The sequence below is a fragment of the Streptomyces camelliae genome (genome assembly GCF_027625935.1).
Taxonomy (GTDB): domain Bacteria; phylum Actinomycetota; class Actinomycetes; order Streptomycetales; family Streptomycetaceae; genus Streptomyces; species Streptomyces camelliae.
The window spans coordinates 8,890,696-8,907,365 of record NZ_CP115300.1; the positions used below are offsets into that span (position 1 = coordinate 8,890,696).

General features: G+C 73.8%; 8 protein-coding genes. 1 reads left to right on the plus strand and 7 read right to left on the minus strand.

Features of this window, described 5'->3' with window-relative positions; all coding sequences use genetic code 11:
• Window positions 1-3 precede the first annotated feature (3 nt).
• The 5 genes from O1G22_RS40870 to O1G22_RS40890 all read right to left on the minus strand — a co-directional run bounded on the left by O1G22_RS40870 (window position 4) and on the right by O1G22_RS40890 (window position 14,285).
• Window positions 4-1,572 carry an amino acid adenylation domain-containing protein gene (locus tag O1G22_RS40870; RefSeq protein WP_270085939.1) on the minus strand — a complete coding sequence of 523 codons (1,569 nt, stop codon included), beginning with the start codon at window positions 1,570-1,572 and terminating at the stop codon, window positions 4-6.
• The gene (locus O1G22_RS40875) at window positions 1,566-13,559 is read right to left on the minus strand and encodes a non-ribosomal peptide synthetase (RefSeq protein WP_270085940.1); all 11,994 of its coding nucleotides are present in this window, start codon (window positions 13,557-13,559) and stop codon (window positions 1,566-1,568) included. Before O1G22_RS40875 ends, O1G22_RS40870 begins: the two co-directional genes overlap by 7 nt.
• Complete coding sequence (locus O1G22_RS40880; RefSeq protein WP_225101370.1) at window positions 13,556-13,756, minus strand: MbtH family protein; 201 nt, start codon at window positions 13,754-13,756, stop codon at window positions 13,556-13,558. Before O1G22_RS40880 ends, O1G22_RS40875 begins: the two co-directional genes overlap by 4 nt.
• Window positions 13,757-13,816: 60 nt before the next feature.
• Window positions 13,817-14,074 carry an acyl carrier protein gene (locus tag O1G22_RS40885; protein ID WP_270085941.1) on the minus strand — a complete coding sequence of 86 codons (258 nt, stop codon included), beginning with the start codon at window positions 14,072-14,074 and terminating at the stop codon, window positions 13,817-13,819.
• 61 nt (window positions 14,075-14,135) lie between these two features.
• Window positions 14,136-14,285: a hypothetical protein gene (locus tag O1G22_RS40890; protein ID WP_270085942.1), complete on the minus strand. Its 150-nt coding sequence runs from the start codon at window positions 14,283-14,285 to the stop codon at window positions 14,136-14,138.
• Between the two features lie 361 nt (window positions 14,286-14,646).
• Between O1G22_RS40890 and O1G22_RS40895 the strand changes: the two genes are divergently transcribed.
• Entirely contained in the window at window positions 14,647-15,156 is a 510-nt protein-coding gene (locus O1G22_RS40895; protein WP_270085943.1) for a hypothetical protein, read from the plus strand.
• A gap of 415 nt (window positions 15,157-15,571) precedes the next feature.
• Here O1G22_RS40895 and O1G22_RS40900 read toward each other — a convergent pair whose 3' ends face one another.
• Window positions 15,572-16,144 carry a transposase family protein gene (locus O1G22_RS40900; protein ID WP_270085944.1) on the minus strand — a complete coding sequence of 191 codons (573 nt, stop codon included), beginning with the start codon at window positions 16,142-16,144 and terminating at the stop codon, window positions 15,572-15,574.
• A gap of 79 nt (window positions 16,145-16,223) precedes the next feature.
• Window positions 16,224-16,664, minus strand: coding sequence for a hypothetical protein (locus O1G22_RS44605; RefSeq protein WP_333492462.1), 441 nt, complete (start codon window positions 16,662-16,664; stop codon window positions 16,224-16,226).
• Between the last annotated feature and the right edge of the window lie 6 nt (window positions 16,665-16,670).

Consider the following 16,670-nt stretch of genomic DNA (forward strand, 5'->3'; position numbering starts at 1 on the left):
CGGTCAGATCCTCTCGAACGGAACGGCCGGGGGCGCGGGGGCGGCGAGGAGGGTGTGCGTGCCGCTGCCCCACACGGGGTCGGGCAGCCGGTGCCGGTCCGGTTTGCCGTTGGCGTCCAGGGGCAGCGCCTCGATCGCCATGTACTCGGCGGGCAGCATGTGCCGGGGCAGCCGGCCCGCGAGCAGCCGGTGCGCCTCGGCCGCCGGGACACGCGCGCCGGGCCGGGGGACGACGTAGGCGACGATGCGCTTGTCGCCTGGGGGCGCGGGGCGGGCGACGACCAGGCAGGCGCGCACCCCGGGCACGTCGAGCAGGGCCGACTCGATCTCACCGGGTTCGACGCGGAAGCCGCGCACCTTCACCTGCCGGTCGGCCCGGCCGAGGAACTCGACCACCCCGTCGGGGCGCATCCGGGCCAGGTCCCCGCTGCGGTAGGCCCGCCCGTCCTCGGTGCCGGGCTCGGTGACGAAGAGTTCGGCGGTCAGTTCGGGCCGGTCGTGGTAGCCGCGGGCCACCGTCTCCCCGGCGATCCACAGCTCGCCCGTCTCCCCGGGTGGCAGGATCTCGCCCTGCTCGCCGACGATATGGAAGCGGACGCCGGGGATGGGCTTGCCCAGCGGCAGCGGACTCTCCACGCTCTCCGGGTCGGACACGAAGTGCCGGCAGCAGATCACGGTGGTCTCGGTCGGCCCGTAGACGTGCGACACGGTCAGCCCAGGGTTGGCGGCCAGGGCGCGGCGCACCCGCTGCGGCGAGACGACGTCGCCGCCGGTGACGACGGTGCGCAGCCCGGCCAGGGCGGCCGGGTCCTCGTCCACGAGCTGGTGGAACAGGCCGACCGACAGCCACAGGTCGGTCACCCGGTGCGCGGTGAGCACCTCAGCCAGTTCCTCCGAGCCGAGCATGTCCTCGGGCGGGAACACCAGTCGGGCGCCGCGCAGCAGCACACCCCACGTCTCCAGCACGGACGCGTCGAACGAGAAGGAACTGGTCCGCAGCATCGCCCGGCCCGGCCCGAGACCGACGAAGTCCTGCCCGAGAGCGAAGGCCAGCACATTGCGGTGTTCGACCAGCACCGCCTTGGGCAGCCCGGTCGAGCCCGAGGTGTAGATGGCGTACGCCAGGCCGGCCGGCGCGGCCGGCGCACTCGTCAGTACGTCTTCGGGTTCATCGGGAAGAAGGTCCGGTGTGAGCACCTCGCAACCGGCGAGCCCGTCCTTCAGTTCCTCCAGCTCCTCCAGTTCCTCGGCCGAGTCGGCGATCAGCAGCCGGATGCCGCTGTCGCGCCGCATGTGCGCGAGCCGGTCCGCCGGATACGACAGGTCCAGCGGCACATAGGCGGCCCCGGCCCTGATCACCGCGAGCATCGTCACCACGAACCGCGGCGAGGGGCGGGCGGCGACGCCGACCAGTTCGCCGGGCCGTACCCCGTGCCGGTGCAACCGACGGGCCAACCGCCCCGCCCGCGCGTCCAGTTCCCGGTACGTGAGCACGGTGTCCGCGCTCTCCAGCGCCACCGCGTCCGGAGTGCGCTCCGCCCAGCGGCGGAACGCCTCGTCCAAGGTCACCATCGCGCGTCCTCCAGTCCGACGCCCAGTTCGTGCAGCAGTTCTCGCAGGAAGTCCTCTCCGGCATCGGAGTTGGACGTGACCACCAGGCCGAGGCCGCGGTCCGGGTCCGCCCAGGTGAGCGAGCGGAATCCGGGCACACCGCCGGTGTGGCCGAACCAGCGCCGCTCGCCGTACGGTTTGCCGATCGTGCCGAGGCCTCCCGGGGTGCCCGGCACCGGCCGCAGCATCTCGGCCGCCGACTCGGCGGTGAGGAAGGCCGCGGGCCCCCCGGCCACCGCCCGCTGGATCTCGATCGCGACCCGGGCCACGTCCGCGGGCGTGGACCACAGGCCGCCCGCGGCGGACTCCGGGTACAGATGCCAGCCTTCGGGGTAGGCGGTGCCGTCGAGGCGGTGGTTGAGGGCCACCGGGCCGTCGTAGCGGTACGGCGCGTCCGGCGCGAAGTCGCTGTCCGACATGCCGAGCGGCTCCAGCACCAGGGAGCGCAGCAGCGGCCCGAACGGCTGCCCGGTGACGTCCTCCAGCACCTGGTGTACGACGGCGTAGTTGCTGCTGGAGTACTGGTACCCGGAGCCCGGCGGGCGTTCCGGACGTACGGCAGGCGTCACAGCAGGCGGGCGGCCGTCGAGAACCTCGCGCAGCGTCGGCATCCGCTCGCCGCCGCGGTAGCCGTGGTAGGCCTGCTCACCCAGCCCGGAGGTGTGGCTGAGCAGGTGGCGCAGGGTCACGCCGCCCTCGCCGGGCAACCGCCAGGAGGTGAGCAGCCGGTTGACGTCCGTGTCGAGGTCCAGGCGGCCCTCCTGGACCAGGCGCAGGACGGCCAGTGCGGTGACGTGCTTGCTGATGGAGCCGACCTGGAACAGGGTCCGCGCGTCCACCGGGGTGGGGTTCTCGGTCCCGAGGGTGCCGAAGCCCCAGGCACCGCGCAGCTCGCCGTCGGCGATGACCGCGATGCCCACGCCGGGCACCCGGTGCCGCAGCATCGGCAGCAGCGGGGCCGGTGTCCCGGCGAACAGCCGCTCCACGAACGGCTCGGCGGGCCGCCGTACCGCGCCCGGCGTGGCGCTGTGCTCCACCAGGGCGGTCAGCCGGCGCAGATACCGCTCGGCCAGGTCCTCGACGGTGGCGGCGTCGAAGTGGTCGGCGGCGTAGCGCCACACCAGGTGCAGCTGCCCTTCGAGGACCGCCGAGTCGATCTCGACGAGGTGCGAGCGCCGCTGCTCGGGGTCGACCGGTTCGCCCATTGCCTGCGGCAGCGGCCGGAACGCGCCCGCCACGGTGCCGGTGCCGTCGCGGCGGCCGTGGTAGTTGAAGCAGACCTGCGGCCGCGGCCGGCCGGCGAGGGCGTCCCGGGTGCCGGGGCGCAGGTGCCGGGCGAGTCCGTCACCGACGCTCCCGGCGGGCGCGGCCCGCAGGTGTTCGCGGACGGCCGCGACGCAGGCGGCCGTGTCGTCCGGGTCGGGCAGGGTGACCACGACGGGCCGTACGCCGGTGAACCAGCCCACCGTGCGGGAGAGGTCGACCTCGTCGAACAGGGCCTCGCGGCCGTGCCGTTCGACGTCGAACGCGGCGGTGTCGCCCCCGGTCCACTCGGTGAGGGTGCTGGCGAGTGCCGCCAGCATCAGATGGTCCGGTTCCGCCCCGTGGGCGGCGGGCGCCTGACGCAGCAGCGCCTCGGTGGCGGCGGCCGGGAGGACGACCCGCACGGTCCGGGAGCGGCCCTCGGTGTTCTCGCCGTCGGCCCGGTCCAGCGGCAGCGGCGCTGCGGCGGGCCGGGGCAGCGCCCAGTACTCCGCCTCCGGGCGGAACTCCGTGCTCGCCGCGTGCTCCGCGAGCCGCCGCGCCCAGTACTGCACGGAGGTGGTCTTGGCGGGCAGCGCGCCGCCGGCGACCAGGGTGTTGAGGTCCTCCACCAGGATGTTCCAGGAGACGGTGTCGACGGCGACATGGTGCACGACCAGCAGCAGGCGCCGGGCCGGCCGCAGCAGCACGGCCCGCAGCAGCGGCCCATGGGCCAGGTCGAGCCCGGCGTGCGCCGCCTCCACCGCGGTCGCCTCCTCCTCCGGCGCGTCGACGACGGTGAGCAGGTCGGCGTCCTCCGCCTCGGCCAGGTACTGCCGCCACCCGTCCGCCTCCCGCGTCCAGCGCAGCCGGAGGGCGTCGTGGTGGCCGGCCAGCGCCGACAGCGCCGCCCGCAGCGGGCCGGCCGCCACCGTCGCGTCGACGGCGAGCAGCAGCGACTGGTTGAAGCGGTCGCGGGGCCCCAGCTCGGCGTACTGCGCCTGGATGGGCCCCAGCGGCACCTCGCCGGTGACCCGGCCCTGCTCGGCGTGGACCACCACCGCGCGGCCCCGGGCGGCCGCCGCGTCGACCGCCGCGGCCAGACCCGCGATCGTGGGATGCTCGAACACCATGCGCGGGGTGACGGGCAGCCCCGCCTCCCGGGCCCGGGCGACGGTGTGGATCAGCAGGATCGAATCACCGCCCACGACCCGGAAGTCGTCGTGCACGCCCACCCGCCGCACCCGCAGCACCCGCGCCCAGATACCGGCCAGCGTCTCCTCGGTCGCGGTGCGCGGGGCGACGTACGACTGTGCCGCCGCCCCCGCGTCCGGCTCGGGGTCCGGCAGGGCGGCGCGGTCCACCTTGCCGTTGGCGTTCAGCGGTACGGCGTCCAGGGTGACGAAGGCGTTCGGCACCATGGCGTCGGGCAACTCGGCCCGCAGCGCGGCCCGCAGCTGCTCGGGGGCGGTGCCGCCCGTGGTGTAGCCGACGAGGATCTTCACGCCGTCCAGTACCCGGACGTCGACCACGGCGTCCTTCACACCCGGGGCGCGGCGCAACGCGTCCTCGATCTCACCGAGTTCGACGCGGACGCCGCCGATCTTCACCTGGTGGTCGGTGCGCCCGCCGAACTCCAGCGTGCCGTCCGCCCGCCACCGGCCCAGATCCCCGGTCCGGTACAGCCGGGCACCGGGCGGCCCGAACGGGTCGGGCACGAACCGCTCGGCGGTCAGTCCGGGCCGGCCGTGGTAGCCGCGAGCCAGGCCGAGACCACCGATGAACAGCTCCCCGCTGATCCCGACGGGCACCGGCGACATGTCCGCGTCGAGGACGTACACGGTGTTGTTGTCGAACGGGCGGCCCAGACTGACGGCCCCGTCCTCGGCGGCGGCATCCGCCTGCGTACACACATGGAAGGTGGAGTCGATGGACACCTCTGTGGCGCCCCAGGTGTTGTCCAGGCTCACCCGGTCCCCGAACAGCTCCCGGAACCTGCGGACCAGGACGGGCCGCAGCGCCTCACCGCTGGTCAGGACCGAACGCAGCCGGGTCATGGCCGCCGCCCGCTCCGGGGTGAGCACGTCCAGGAACACCTCCAGGACGCTGGGCACGAACTGCACGTGCACCACCCCGTGGCGGATCACCACGTCGGCGATCTCATGGGCGTCGCGGTGCGCACCCGGCGCCAGCAGCACCACCTGGCCACCGGTGATCAGCGGCCACAGGATCTCCACGGCAGCGTCGTCGAAGGTGAGCGTCGTCTTGTGCAGCACCGCGTCACCGGGCCGCAGCCCGTGCCGCCGCTGCATCCACCACATCCGGTTGACCCAGCCCTCATGCGTGGAGGCCACGCCCTTGGGACGGCCGGTGGAGCCGGAGGTGTAGTACAGCGAACACAGATCGGCGGGCAGTGCCACCGGCGCCGGATCGTGGTCCGGCTCGTCCTGCCATACGGCCGGGTCGTCCAGCGCGAGGACCGGTACGGCCGTCTCCGCGCCGTCCGGCGGCGAGGCCGGCCGGCGCCGCTGGGTGAGCACGGCCTGGGCGCGGGCGTCGGCGAGGATGTACGCCTGCCGCCGGGCCGGATGCTCCGGGTCGACCGGCACGAAGGCGGCGCCCGCCTTGAGAATGGCGACGACCCCGGTCACGTGCTCCAGGGAGCGCTCGGTGCACAGGGCCACCAGCGACCCGGCGCCGACGCCCATGCGGCGCAGCCGGTGCGCGACCCGGTTGGCCCGGCTGTTCAGCTCGGCGTAGGTCAGGCCCTCCGCGCCGCAGCGGACGGCGAGGGCGTCCGGGGTGCGCGCGGCCTGCTCCTCGATCAGGGAGTGCAGGGTGCGCTCGGCGGGGAAGCCGGCCCCGGTGGCATTCCAGTCACGGACGACCAGGCCGTACTCCTGCGCCGACAGCATGGGCAGCCCGGCCGCCCGGTCGTGGTCCTCGGTGAGCGCGGTCAGCAGCCGTACCGTCTGGGCGAGCAGCCGGCGTGCGGTCGGCTCGTCGTAGCGGGAGCGGTCGCAGCCGAGCTCCAGGACGAGCCGGTCGGTGCGCACGGCCTCCAGGACCAGCGGGTAGCCGGTGTCGCGGACCTCGCTCTCCGGGACCGGCCGCACGCCCTTGGGGAGGCTGCCGGTACCGACGTCGGTGAAGACGACGAGCGAGTCGAACAGCCGTTTCCCGCCCGGCACTTCGGCCGCGCGCTGCACCTCGCCCAGAAACACGTGCTCGCGTCCGGCCAGGCCGGCCAGCCGTTGGTGCACCGAGCGCAGCAGGGCGGCGGGCGGGGTTTCCGGGCCGACGTCGAGGCGCAGCGGCAGCGTGTTCATCAGCAGCCCCACCATCGACTCGATGCCGGGGACGTCCCCGAACCGGCCGGAGAGGGTGGTGCCGAACAGCACGTCCCGCTCGCCGCTGGTGCGGGCGAGCAGCAGCGCCCACGCGGTATGCACGAGCGTGCCGACGGTGACGCGGTGCCGGCGGGCGGTACGGTCCAGGGCGGTGAGGAGGCCCGCGGGCAGCACCTGCCGTTCGGTGTGCACGGCGGCGGGCCGGCCGGTGGGCCGGCTGCCGGGCAGCGGGGTGGGCCGGGTGAAGCCGGCCAGCTCGGTCCGCCACCGCTCCAGGGCGCGCGCGATACCGCCGTCCGCGCCCTGTCGCTGAAGCCAGCGCAGATAGTCCCGGTACGGGGGCGGCGGGGGCGCGTCCGGGAGCCGCCCGGTGTCCGCGCGGTGCCGGTAGGCGGCGAAGGCCTCCGCGAACAGGGCGTGCAGGCTCCACCCGTCGAACACGATGTGGTGCGTGGTCCACACGAACCGGTGCCGGTCCTCGGCGAGCCGCACCAGCAGGAACCGCGCGGGCGGCGCCTCGGCCAGGTCGAAGACGGTACGCCGCTCGTCCTCGGTCAGCTCCGTGAGCCGCGCCGCGCGCTCCTCGCCGGGCAGCCCGGTCAGGTCGACGCGGGTGAACTCCGGTGCCGCGTGGCGCCGTACGACCTGCACCGGGTGGGGTACGTCCGCCCAGCGGAAGGTGGAGCGCAGGATCGCGTACCGGTCGACGAGATACCGCCACGCCTCCTCGAAGGCGTCCTGGTCGAAGGCGCCGTCGAGGTCCACCGCGAAGGTGCGCACATAGTCGGCGGTCTCCGCCAGGGTGTGCAGGAGCAGGCCGGTCTGGAGCGGGGAGAGCGGCAGCACGTCCTCGGTGTCCGCGCGCCCGACGGTGCCGAGGAGCATGTCCAGCTCGGCCGCGGTGAGGCCGGCGAGGGCGAACGGCTCGGTGCCGGATTCCGGGGCGGTGACCTCGCTGGGCGTGGCGGCCAGCGCCTCGACGGTCGGGTGGGCGAAGAGCCGCCTGGTGGTCAGGGCGAGGCCCCGCTCCCGGGCGCGGGCGGTGATCAGCACCGCCTTGACGGAATTGCCGCCGAGTGCGAAGAAGTCGTCGCTCACGCCGACCTCGGCGACCCCGAGCACCTCCTGCCAGATCTCGGCGAGGGCCCGCTCGGCGGGGGTGCGGGGTGCGATGTGCCGGTCCGTCTCGGGGGCGGCGGCGCCGGGGTCCGGCAGCGCCCCGCGGTCGATCTTCCCGGCAGGGCTGAGCGGCATGCGCTCCAGCACGACGAACCGGGCCGGGACCATGGCGCGGGGCAGTTCGCCGCGCAGGAAGTCACGCAGGTCCGCCGGGTCCGGGCCGGCACCGCAGACGTACCCGGTGAGGAACGGCTCGCCGCTGTCGTCCCGGTGGACCGCCACGGCGGCCGTGGCCACGTGCGGGTGCCGGGCCAGCGCCTCCTCGATCTCGCCGAGTTCGATGCGATGGCCGCGGATCTTGACCTGGTGGTCGTTGCGGCCGAGGAAGCGGATCCGGCCGTCCGCCCGGCGGGCGGCGAGGTCGCCGGTGCGGTACAGCCGGGCGCCGGGCGGCCCGAACGGGTCGGGCACGAACCGCTCGGCCGTCAGCCCCGGCCGGTCGTGGTAGCCCCGGGCCACCCCGGCGCCGCCCAGGTACAGCTCGCCCAGCGCGCCGATGGGCAGCGGGCGCATGCCGTCGTCCAGCACGTGCGCGGTGTAGTTGGGCAGGGGCCGGCCGATGGTGATCTCGCCGTCGTGGCCGGTGAGTTCGTCGAAGGTGGCCCACACGGTCGCCTCGGTCGGACCGTACACGTTGACCAGCCGGGGGAGCTGCGCGGTGAGTTCGGCGGCCAGCTGTTCGGGCAGCGCCTCGCCGCCGGTCAGGGCGCAGCGCACGCCGTCGTCCTCGCCGAACCCGGCGGCCAGCAGCAGCCGCCAGCCGGACGGGGTGGCCTGCACATGCGACACCCCGTGCGCCCGGATCAGCGCCCGCTGGGCACCGCCGTCCCAGCGGTCCTCCTCCGGTACGACGACGACCCGGCCGCCGGTGGTCAGCGGCACGAACAGCTCGACCGTGGAGATGTCGAAGGACAGCGCGGTCAGCCCGAGCCACACGTCGTCCGGGGCGGCGCGGAGGACGTCGGACATGGCCGCGACGAGCCGCGCCAGCGAGCCGTGCGCGACCTCGACACCTTTGGGCCGGCCGGTGGAGCCGGAGGTGTACAGGATGTAGGCGAGATCGGCGGGCAGCGGAGTGACCGGATCGCAGGCGGGCGCTTCCCCGGCCGCCTCCTCGATGCGCAGGACCGTGCGGCAGGCGGCGGCGAGCGCGGCGGGCGGGGCGGAGGAGGCGAGCAGGACGTTGGCACCGGAGTCGGACAGGACGTAGGCGGCCCGCTCGTCCGGGTACTCGGGGTCCAGCGGCACATAGGCGGCCCCGGCCCGCCACACGGCGAGCACGGCGACGAGCAGATCGGCGGACCGGTCGGCCCGCAGCGCGACCCGGTCCCCGGGGCGCACCCCTTCTTGCCGCAGCCGGTGGGCCAATGCCCTGGCACGCGCGTCGAGTTCGGCGTACGACAGCCGCTTTCCGCCGGAGACGACGGCGACCGCGTCCGGGGTGCGGGCGGCCTGCCCGGCGATCATCGCGGGCACCGTGCTGGCGTGCGGGAACTCCCGCTCGGTGGCGTTCCACCGCCGGACGATCAGATCGTGGGCGTCCTCGGGCAGCGCGGCCAGCTCGCGCAGCCGGGCCGCGGGCCGGTCGGCGAACGCGGTGAGCAGATGCCCGAGCGAAGCCAGCAGCCGTTCGGCGTCCGCGGTGTCGACCTGGTCGTCCTCATGGACGAGTTCCAGTACGGCGCCACTCGCGGCGAACCGGGCGCTGAGCATCAGCGGCAAGCCGCTGCTCTGCCGTACGGGCCCCATGCGGACGGCGAGCCCGCCGAGGTCGGCGCGCTCGGCGAGCGCGAGGTTCTGGAAGACCAGGACGCTGTCGAACAGCCGCTGATCACGGGGGACTTGTGACCAGGAGTGGATGTCGGAGAGGGAACAGTGCTCGACGTCCCGGAGCGCGGCGAGCTGCCCGGCGAGCCGGCCCAGCCAGTCGCCGAGCGTCTCGTCCTCGTCCCAGCGGACGCGTACGGGCAGGGTGTTGATCAGCAGGCCGACGGTCCGCTCGATCCCCGGCAGGTCGGCGGACCGGCCGGAGACCGTCAGCCCGAACACCACATCGTCTCGGCGGCTCCAGCGGCCGAGCAGCAGCGCCCACGCGCCCTGCACCAGGGTGCCGAGAGTGCAGCGCCGCTCCCGGGCGAGCCGGTTCAGCCGCTCCACCACGGCGCTGTCCAGGACGAGTTCGACGCTGCGGGCCTCACCGCCTGCGGTGCCCTCGGCGGGACGGCGCACGACCGGAACCGGGGTGGGTTCGCTCACCCCCGCCAGCTGGTCGCGCCAGTAGCGCTCGGCCGCGCCTGGATTCTGGCGCTGCAGCCACTCCACATAGGTGCGGTGCGGGACCGGCTCGGGCAGGTCCCGCGGCGGGCGGCCGTCGCGGCGCAGCGCGGTGGCGGTGGTGAAGACCTCGTTCAGCAGCGGGCCTACGCTCCAGCCGTCGGCGAGCATGTGGTGGCTGTGCCAGATGAGGTGGTGGGCGGCGGGGCCGGTGCGGATCAGCTGGAAGCGGTGCGGCGGGGTACGGAACAGGTCGAAGCCGCGTCGGCGTTCCCCGGCCAGCAGCGCGTCGAGGCGGCCGGGCAGCTCGCTCGCGGGAATGCCGGTCCAGTCCAGGACCTGGAAGTCGACGGGCGCCGTGCGGTGGACGACCTGGAGCGGACGCGGGACGCCCTCCCAGCGGAAGGAGCAGCGCAGCGCGTCGTGCCGGTCGACGACGTGCTGCCACGCGGACCGCAGGACGTCGGTGTCGAGGTCGCCGTCGATGTCGACGCGGTACTGGTTGAAGTAGGCGCTGCCGTCGGGGTCGTGGACGCTCTGGAACAGCATCCCGGCCTGAAGCGGGGTGAGCGGGTAGATGTCCTGGATCCCGCCGGGCGGCGCGTCCGCCAGGATCCGGTCCAGTGCCTCCTGGTCCAGGCCGGCGAGCGGGAAGTCCCGTGGGGTGGGCCGTACGGCGCCCGGTGCGGGCTCCAACGGTTCGGCGACGGCGGCGAGTTCGGCCAGGGTCTGGTGGTCGAAGACCTGCCGGGTGGTGAGCGCGTAGCCGGCCTCGCGGGCCTTCGACGCCAGGAACACCGCGCTGACCGAGTCACCGCCGAGCGCGAAGAAGTTGTCCTGCGGGCCGGTCACCGGGACGCCGAGCAGCTCGGTCCACACGGCGGCCAGGGCGCGCTGGGCTCCGTCGGCGAGCGGCGCGGGCGCGACCGGGGCGGCGGCGCCGGGATCGGGGGCGGGCAGCCGGGCACGGTCCGCCTTGCCGTTCGCCGACAGCGGCATGCTCTCCAACCGGACGAAGACGGCGGGCACCATGGCGGCGGGCAGTACGGCGGTCAGATGCCGGCGCAGCTCGTCCTCGGCCGCCGTACCGACGACGTAGCCGACCAGCCGGGTCCCGGACGGGGTCTCCTGCGGTGCGACCACGGCCTGTGCGACACCGGGGTGCTCGGCCAACCGGGCCTCGATCTCGCCGAGTTCGATGCGATGGCCGCGGATCTTGACCTGGTGGTCGTTGCGGCCGAGGAAGCGGATCCGGCCGTCCGCCCGGCGGGCGGCGAGGTCGCCGGTGCGGTACAGCCGGGCGCCGGGCGGCCCGAACGGGTCGGGCACGAACCGCTCGGCCGTCAGCGCGGGTCGGCGCAGATAGCCGCGGCCGACTCCGGCGCCGCCGATGTACAGCTCTCCGGGCACCCCGACCGGGACCGGGCGCAGGCCGGTGTCGAGGATGTGGGCGGTGTAGTTGTCCAGGGGCCGCCCGATGGTGATCTCGTCGTCGTCGCCGGTGAGTTCGTCGATGGTGGCGAACACCGTCGTCTCGGTCGGCCCGTATCCGTTCAGCAGCCGGTGGGCCTTGCCGCGGATCTCCCGGGCCAGCGCCGGCGGCAGCGGCTCGCCGGCCGTCAGCGCCACCGCGAGCTGCGGCAGCGCGGCCCCGGCGGCCAGCAGCACACGCCAGCCGGACGGGGTGGCCTGCGCATGGGTCACCCCGTGCGCGCGGACCAGCCCGGCCGCGGCCGCCCCGTCCCGCCCGGTGCCGTCCGGGGCGAGCACCAGCCGTCCGCCGGTGACCAGCGGGAGATACAGCTCGACCGCGGCGATGTCGAAGGACAGTGCGGTCAGCCCGAGCCACACGTCCCCGGGCCCGGCACCGAGCCGGTCGCGCTGGTCGAGCAGCAGGTTGAGCAGTCCGCCGTGCTCGACCTCGACGCCCTTGGGGCGGCCGGTGGAGCCGGAGGTGTACAGGACGTAGGCGAGGTCGGCGGGGCAGGGCCGCGGTGTGCCGAGCGGCCGGCCGGCGCCCGTCGGCTCGCCGTCGGCTCGCACGTCCACCGTGGGCAGGCCGGGGGCGAGGTCGGGGTGACCCGGCTCGGTGAGGACGAGGGCGGCTCCGGCGTCGTGGAGCATGGCGGTCAGTCGCTCGCGCGGATGGTCCGTGGGCAGCGGCAGATAGGCGCAGCCGGCCGACAGCACGCCGAGGAGGGCGGGAAGCAGATGCGCGCCGCGGCTCAGATGGAGGCCCACCAGATCGCCGGGGCGGGCGCCGGCCTGCCGCAGCCGGCCGGCGACGCGGTCGGCGGCGGCCTTCAGCTCGCGGTAGCTGAGCGCGGTCGTGCCGCTGATGACGGCGGTCGCGTCGGGGTGGGCGGCGACGGTGTCGGCGAACAGGTCCACCAGCGTGCGGCCGTGCGGTCGTGCGGTCTCCGTGCGGTTCCAGTCGTGGGCGGCGCGTTCCTGCTCGGCGGTGAGCAGCCGTACGGCCAGGACGGGGGTGCCCGGGGCGGCCACGGCCTGGGTGACCACCTCCACCAGGCAGTCGAGCATGCGCTCCACAGTGCCGGGCTCGAACAGGGTCCTCTCGCCGATGAGGTCGAGCTGCACGGTCTCGCCCAGATTGACCGCGGCCAGGGTCAGATCGACCTTGGCGGAGCCACCGCGCAGCCGCTCGCGCTCCACGGTGACGTCCGGCAGCTCCCAGACGTGCTCGCGGGCCTCGATGCACTGGAACATCACCTGTGCCAGCGGGTTGCGCGAGCCGTCCCGGGGCAGCCCGGAGTCCGTCACGAGCTGCTCGAAGGTGACGTCCTGGTGCTCCAGGGCGCCCAGGACGGCGGTGTTGGCCCGCTTCAGGAGGGTCGCGAAGTCCGGCGCCCCGCTGTGGTCGAGGGGGATGGGCAGGGTGTTGGCGAGCATCCCGATCAGCGGTTCGGTGTCGGCCGAGACCCGTCCCGAGACCGGGGTGGCCACGGCGAACCGTTCCTGGCCGCCGCTCCACCGGTGCAGGAAGGCGCCGTACAGGGAGAGCAGCGCGGTGAAGAGGGTGACGTGGTGGCCGGCGGCGTACGCGCGCAGGGCCGAGCTGGTCTCGGGTGACAGCTGTCTGCGGGCGCTGTGCCCCCGGAAGGAGGGGACGGGCGGGCGCACCCGGTCGGCGGGCAGCTCCAGGACCGGCGGAGTGTCCGCCAATGCCGTACGCCAGTAGGCGAGTTGACCGTCGAGCAGCTCGCCGGAGAGCCGCTCGGACTGCCAGGCGGAGTAGTCGGCGTACGTCACCGGCAGGGCGGGCAGCTCGGTCGTGCGGCCCTCCCGGCAGGCGGCGTACAGCGCGCCGAACTCGCGGGCGAGCACACCGCAGGACCACTCGTCGGCGACGCAGTGGTGCAGGTTCAGCACCAGCAGGTGGGTGGTGTCGTCCAGGACGGCGAGCAGGGCCCGGAACACCGGCCCCCGGGCCAGGTCGAAGGGCTGGGCGAGCTCTTCCTCGGCGAGCCGGACGGCCGCGTTGCGGCGGGCGGCGGGCGGCAGATGCCCGAGGTCGACGATCCGTAGCGGGGCCGGTGCGGGCGGCTGCGGAGTCTGGGCCGGCGGCCGGGTGTCCTGGAAGGTCGTGCGCAGCGCCTCGTGCCGCTCGACCAGACGGTCCAGGGCGTGGCGTACGGCCGTCCGGTCCAGCGGGCCGGTCAGCCGCAGCACGCGGTGGACGCTGAAGACCGAGTTGTCGGAGAGCAGCCGGTCGGCGACCCAGAGGTTGTGCTGGACGGGCGCGAGCGGGGCCGGCGTGCCCGCCGTACGGCGGGGGATGCCGGACCCGCCCGGCCCGCCCGCGGGCGCGGGAACGGCCCGGCCGCGCAACCGGCGGGCGAGCAGTTCCCGTTTGGCGTCGGTCAGTTCGCTGGAGGTCGTCATGCCTGCGTGGTCTCCCGTATCCGGCGCAGGCTCAGCGGCCGCATGTCCGTCCACACCCGCTCGATGTGCGCGAGGCACTCCTCCTTCGTGCCCGAGGTGCCCTCCTCGTACCAGCCGCCCGGGAGATCCCGGTCGGCCGGCCAGATGGAGTACTGCTCCTCGTCGTTCAGGACCACTCGGTAGATCTGCGCTGCCATGTCGCCGCCTTTCGGTCGTTCGGTGGATACCGGCCGGGTGGGGTGCTGGGGATGCTTCGGTCAGCCGGCGCGGCGGTGGTGCACCACCGCCGCCAGCGCGTCGGCGCTCTTGGCCCGGAAGAGGTCGCGGACCGTGACCCGCACCTCGAACCGCGCGCTGATCAGGGACACCGCGCGTGCCGCGGTGAGGGAATCACCGCCAATGGCCAGAAACTCGCTTCCTGTGTCCGGATCGCGGTCCGCGCCCAGCACTTCCCGAAAGATTCCGGCTATCTGCTGAGCGATCTCACGCCTGTTCGCTCCGAGTGCCGTACTCATGATTCAGCTCCACTTCCGCTGGTGTTTTCCGGCCGATCGAGAGAGAGTTCTGCGGGGGAAATCAGCCACCCCAGCCGCTGTCGTGCGCGGGAACGGCGAGCCGGGCCGCCGCCGCGACCCGAGGGCCTTCGCCGCCGGTGAGGTGGAGGACCGGGGCGGCGAACGCCACGGCGGCGAGGAGAAGCGAGCACAGATGGATACGCGCATACATGGGGGGCTCAACTCCGAGGGGGGTGGGTTCTTTTCGGGTGCACCAACACTGTCGCGTGTAAGCCCTTTCGCGCCGACCGTCGCAGTGGTTCACCAAACTGCCAGGCAGGAAAACGAGGTGGGTACGCACCATGCCAACACCGGACATTCGTCACGTCGTGGGCGGTGGGCTGGTGCCGAATACCTCCGACGAACGGGAAAAGACTTCGAGGTGGCGTGCCCCGCAGACGTAGCCTGCTGCGCCGAGGAATGTTTCCCCGTCCGCCGGGAACCCGAGCCCCGGCCGTGCGGTCGCATGACACCGCATGACACCGCATCCATGAAGGAGTCCTATGGGCAGTGACGTAGACGGATTACAGCCGGTGTGCCGGGAATGTCCCTCGCTGTGCCCCTTCGCCCACCACGTGCTGCTGTCGCTGTCCGTCCATCGCGACCGATGTCCCGCCCTGGTGTGGCCCCCGCCCCCGCCCCCGCCCCTCCTCAGGGCCCTGCGCGGCCCGGCCCGCGCCGCGGCGTCCCTCGGCCGGTTCGTCCCGGCCGGGCCCGAGGCGGAGCACATGCGCTCGGTGTTCGCGACGGCGCTGAAAACCCCGGTGAACGCGGCCTACTTGGGCCTGCCCGCGGCGGCCACCGAAGCCCCGACGTCCTGGGCCTTCGACGCCCCCGGCAGCCTCCTGCTGATCGTCCTGCACGGCAGCCTCCTCGCCCGCCTCCACCCACCACAGCCGTCCCCGGCGCCCGACACCACCCTGTGGCTGCACACGATCGAGGTCCTCTACGTGCCCCGCAGCTACCGCCTGTCCCTCACCCACGGTCCCGCAGCGGCGCTCCTGCTGTGCCTGTCGTTCGACACGGCCCGGACTTCCGTGTGACGACATACGGCACCCGAGCCGGGCGTGCCGGGGGCAGACACGGGTGCGTGCGCATTCCTGGAGGGAGTTCGACGCCCTCGATCGAGGGCTCTTCCCGAACGTGTTCACAGGGGTCGTTCGCCCCGGCGAATGACCTCCAGTTGGTAAGGGTTGCTCAGCTCTCCTGCCGGATTTCCGATAGAAGCCACGAACGCCTGGCGTTCTTCGGGTGCTTACCCCGTGAAGAGCTACGGCCAGCCGCTGGGCGAACAGGGCGGCACGGTTCTCCTCGACGGGGAAGAGCCCGAAGGCGCCGCGCGAGTGCAGGTAGCGGGCGTGGTCGGCGACGGTGTGCAGGGCATCCGCGGTGACGATCGCCCCGGTGATGTCGGCAATCAGGTCCAGAGCGGCGGTGAAGCGGAGGGTCTCGTGCGGTTTATGGCGCATCTCCCGCTGCGCGAGCAGAACGCCGGGGTCGACCTGGTAGACGCCGAGCAGGTGCAGCTGCAGGCGCTGTCGCGGGCGCCACGCAGGTCTTGCCGTCCGCGGCCGGCTGCAGCACCGGCGGATCGCCGGCGATGCCGGCCGGCGGGTCGGTGGCGTGGGCCTGGACGAAGACGCCGACGGCGGCATCGAGCGCATCGGCGTCCATCCGGGCGAGCGCGCGGGTGAGGGCGGTGGCCACCGGGAGCCTGCCCGGGGCGCTGTCGCGGACTTCGAGCGCGGGCAGGATGCCCGCGCCCTGCCCGCTCGCCCAGCGGATGACGCCGCGCACCGAGCGCACCCCGCACAGCATGGCGCAGGCGACCAGGCCCAGCAGCATCGGCCAGGCGTTCGTGACCAGGTGCGATGTGCGTGGGTCGGGCACGGCCCGGACAGCTTCCAGTAACGACGGCAGCTGCTCGGACGTGCACAACTCCTCAAGAATGAGGCCGTGTTGATCGGCGAGTTTGGCGCGGCGTGGGCAGGGTCGGGCAGGATGACATGCGGGCGCGGCCTTCACGATCATGCGAGTGGAATCACGTGATCATGGACGGTCGCGCCCTTCGACGTTCACCCGACCCCCCTGTCCAAGATCCGAGCACGCATCACGCCTGCCCTCGTAGGAGCCACTTCCGTACGTACGGGAAGCTCATGTAGTTGCCGCTTCCGGCGTCGCGTGACGAGACCAGTGGGGTGTCCGGCGATTGCAGGAAGCCTTTCCGGGGCCGCCTGGAGACGACAGCCTCGGACTCGACTTCGGTGTTGCCTCGGGCCGGCAACGGATCACGATTGAAGTGCAGGCGACCGAGGACATCGACGGGCAGGTCGAACTCGGGGAGAGCGAGGTACAGTTCCCCGCCCAGGAGCATGCGGCGATGGTCGGCAGCGCCCGCCTCCTCGTGACCGGCTGCGGCTTCCACGGCGCGGTCATAGATGCAGCCGGTCACGGCGACCGGCCGCGCACGGCGCACGACGAGGCAGAAATCGCCGAGCTGTTGCGGGCGTGGATGGCGGGCGAGCCGGAAGGCCCGATGGTCGTCCGCCACCACGAC

Excerpts from the sequence above, each read along its gene's own strand:
- O1G22_RS40870 (WP_270085939.1), bottom strand. The coding sequence starts at position 1,572 with ATGGTGACCTTGGACGAGGCGTTCCGCCGCTGGGCGGAGCGCACTCCG.
- O1G22_RS40875 (WP_270085940.1), bottom strand. The coding sequence starts at position 13,559 with ATGACGACCTCCAGCGAACTGACCGACGCCAAACGGGAACTGCTCGCC.
- O1G22_RS40880 (WP_225101370.1), bottom strand. The coding sequence starts at position 13,756 with ATGGCAGCGCAGATCTACCGAGTGGTCCTGAACGACGAGGAGCAGTAC.
- O1G22_RS40885 (WP_270085941.1), bottom strand. The coding sequence starts at position 14,074 with ATGAGTACGGCACTCGGAGCGAACAGGCGTGAGATCGCTCAGCAGATA.
- O1G22_RS40890 (WP_270085942.1), bottom strand. The coding sequence starts at position 14,285 with ATGTATGCGCGTATCCATCTGTGCTCGCTTCTCCTCGCCGCCGTGGCG.
- O1G22_RS40900 (WP_270085944.1), bottom strand. The coding sequence starts at position 16,144 with ATGATCGTGAAGGCCGCGCCCGCATGTCATCCTGCCCGACCCTGCCCA.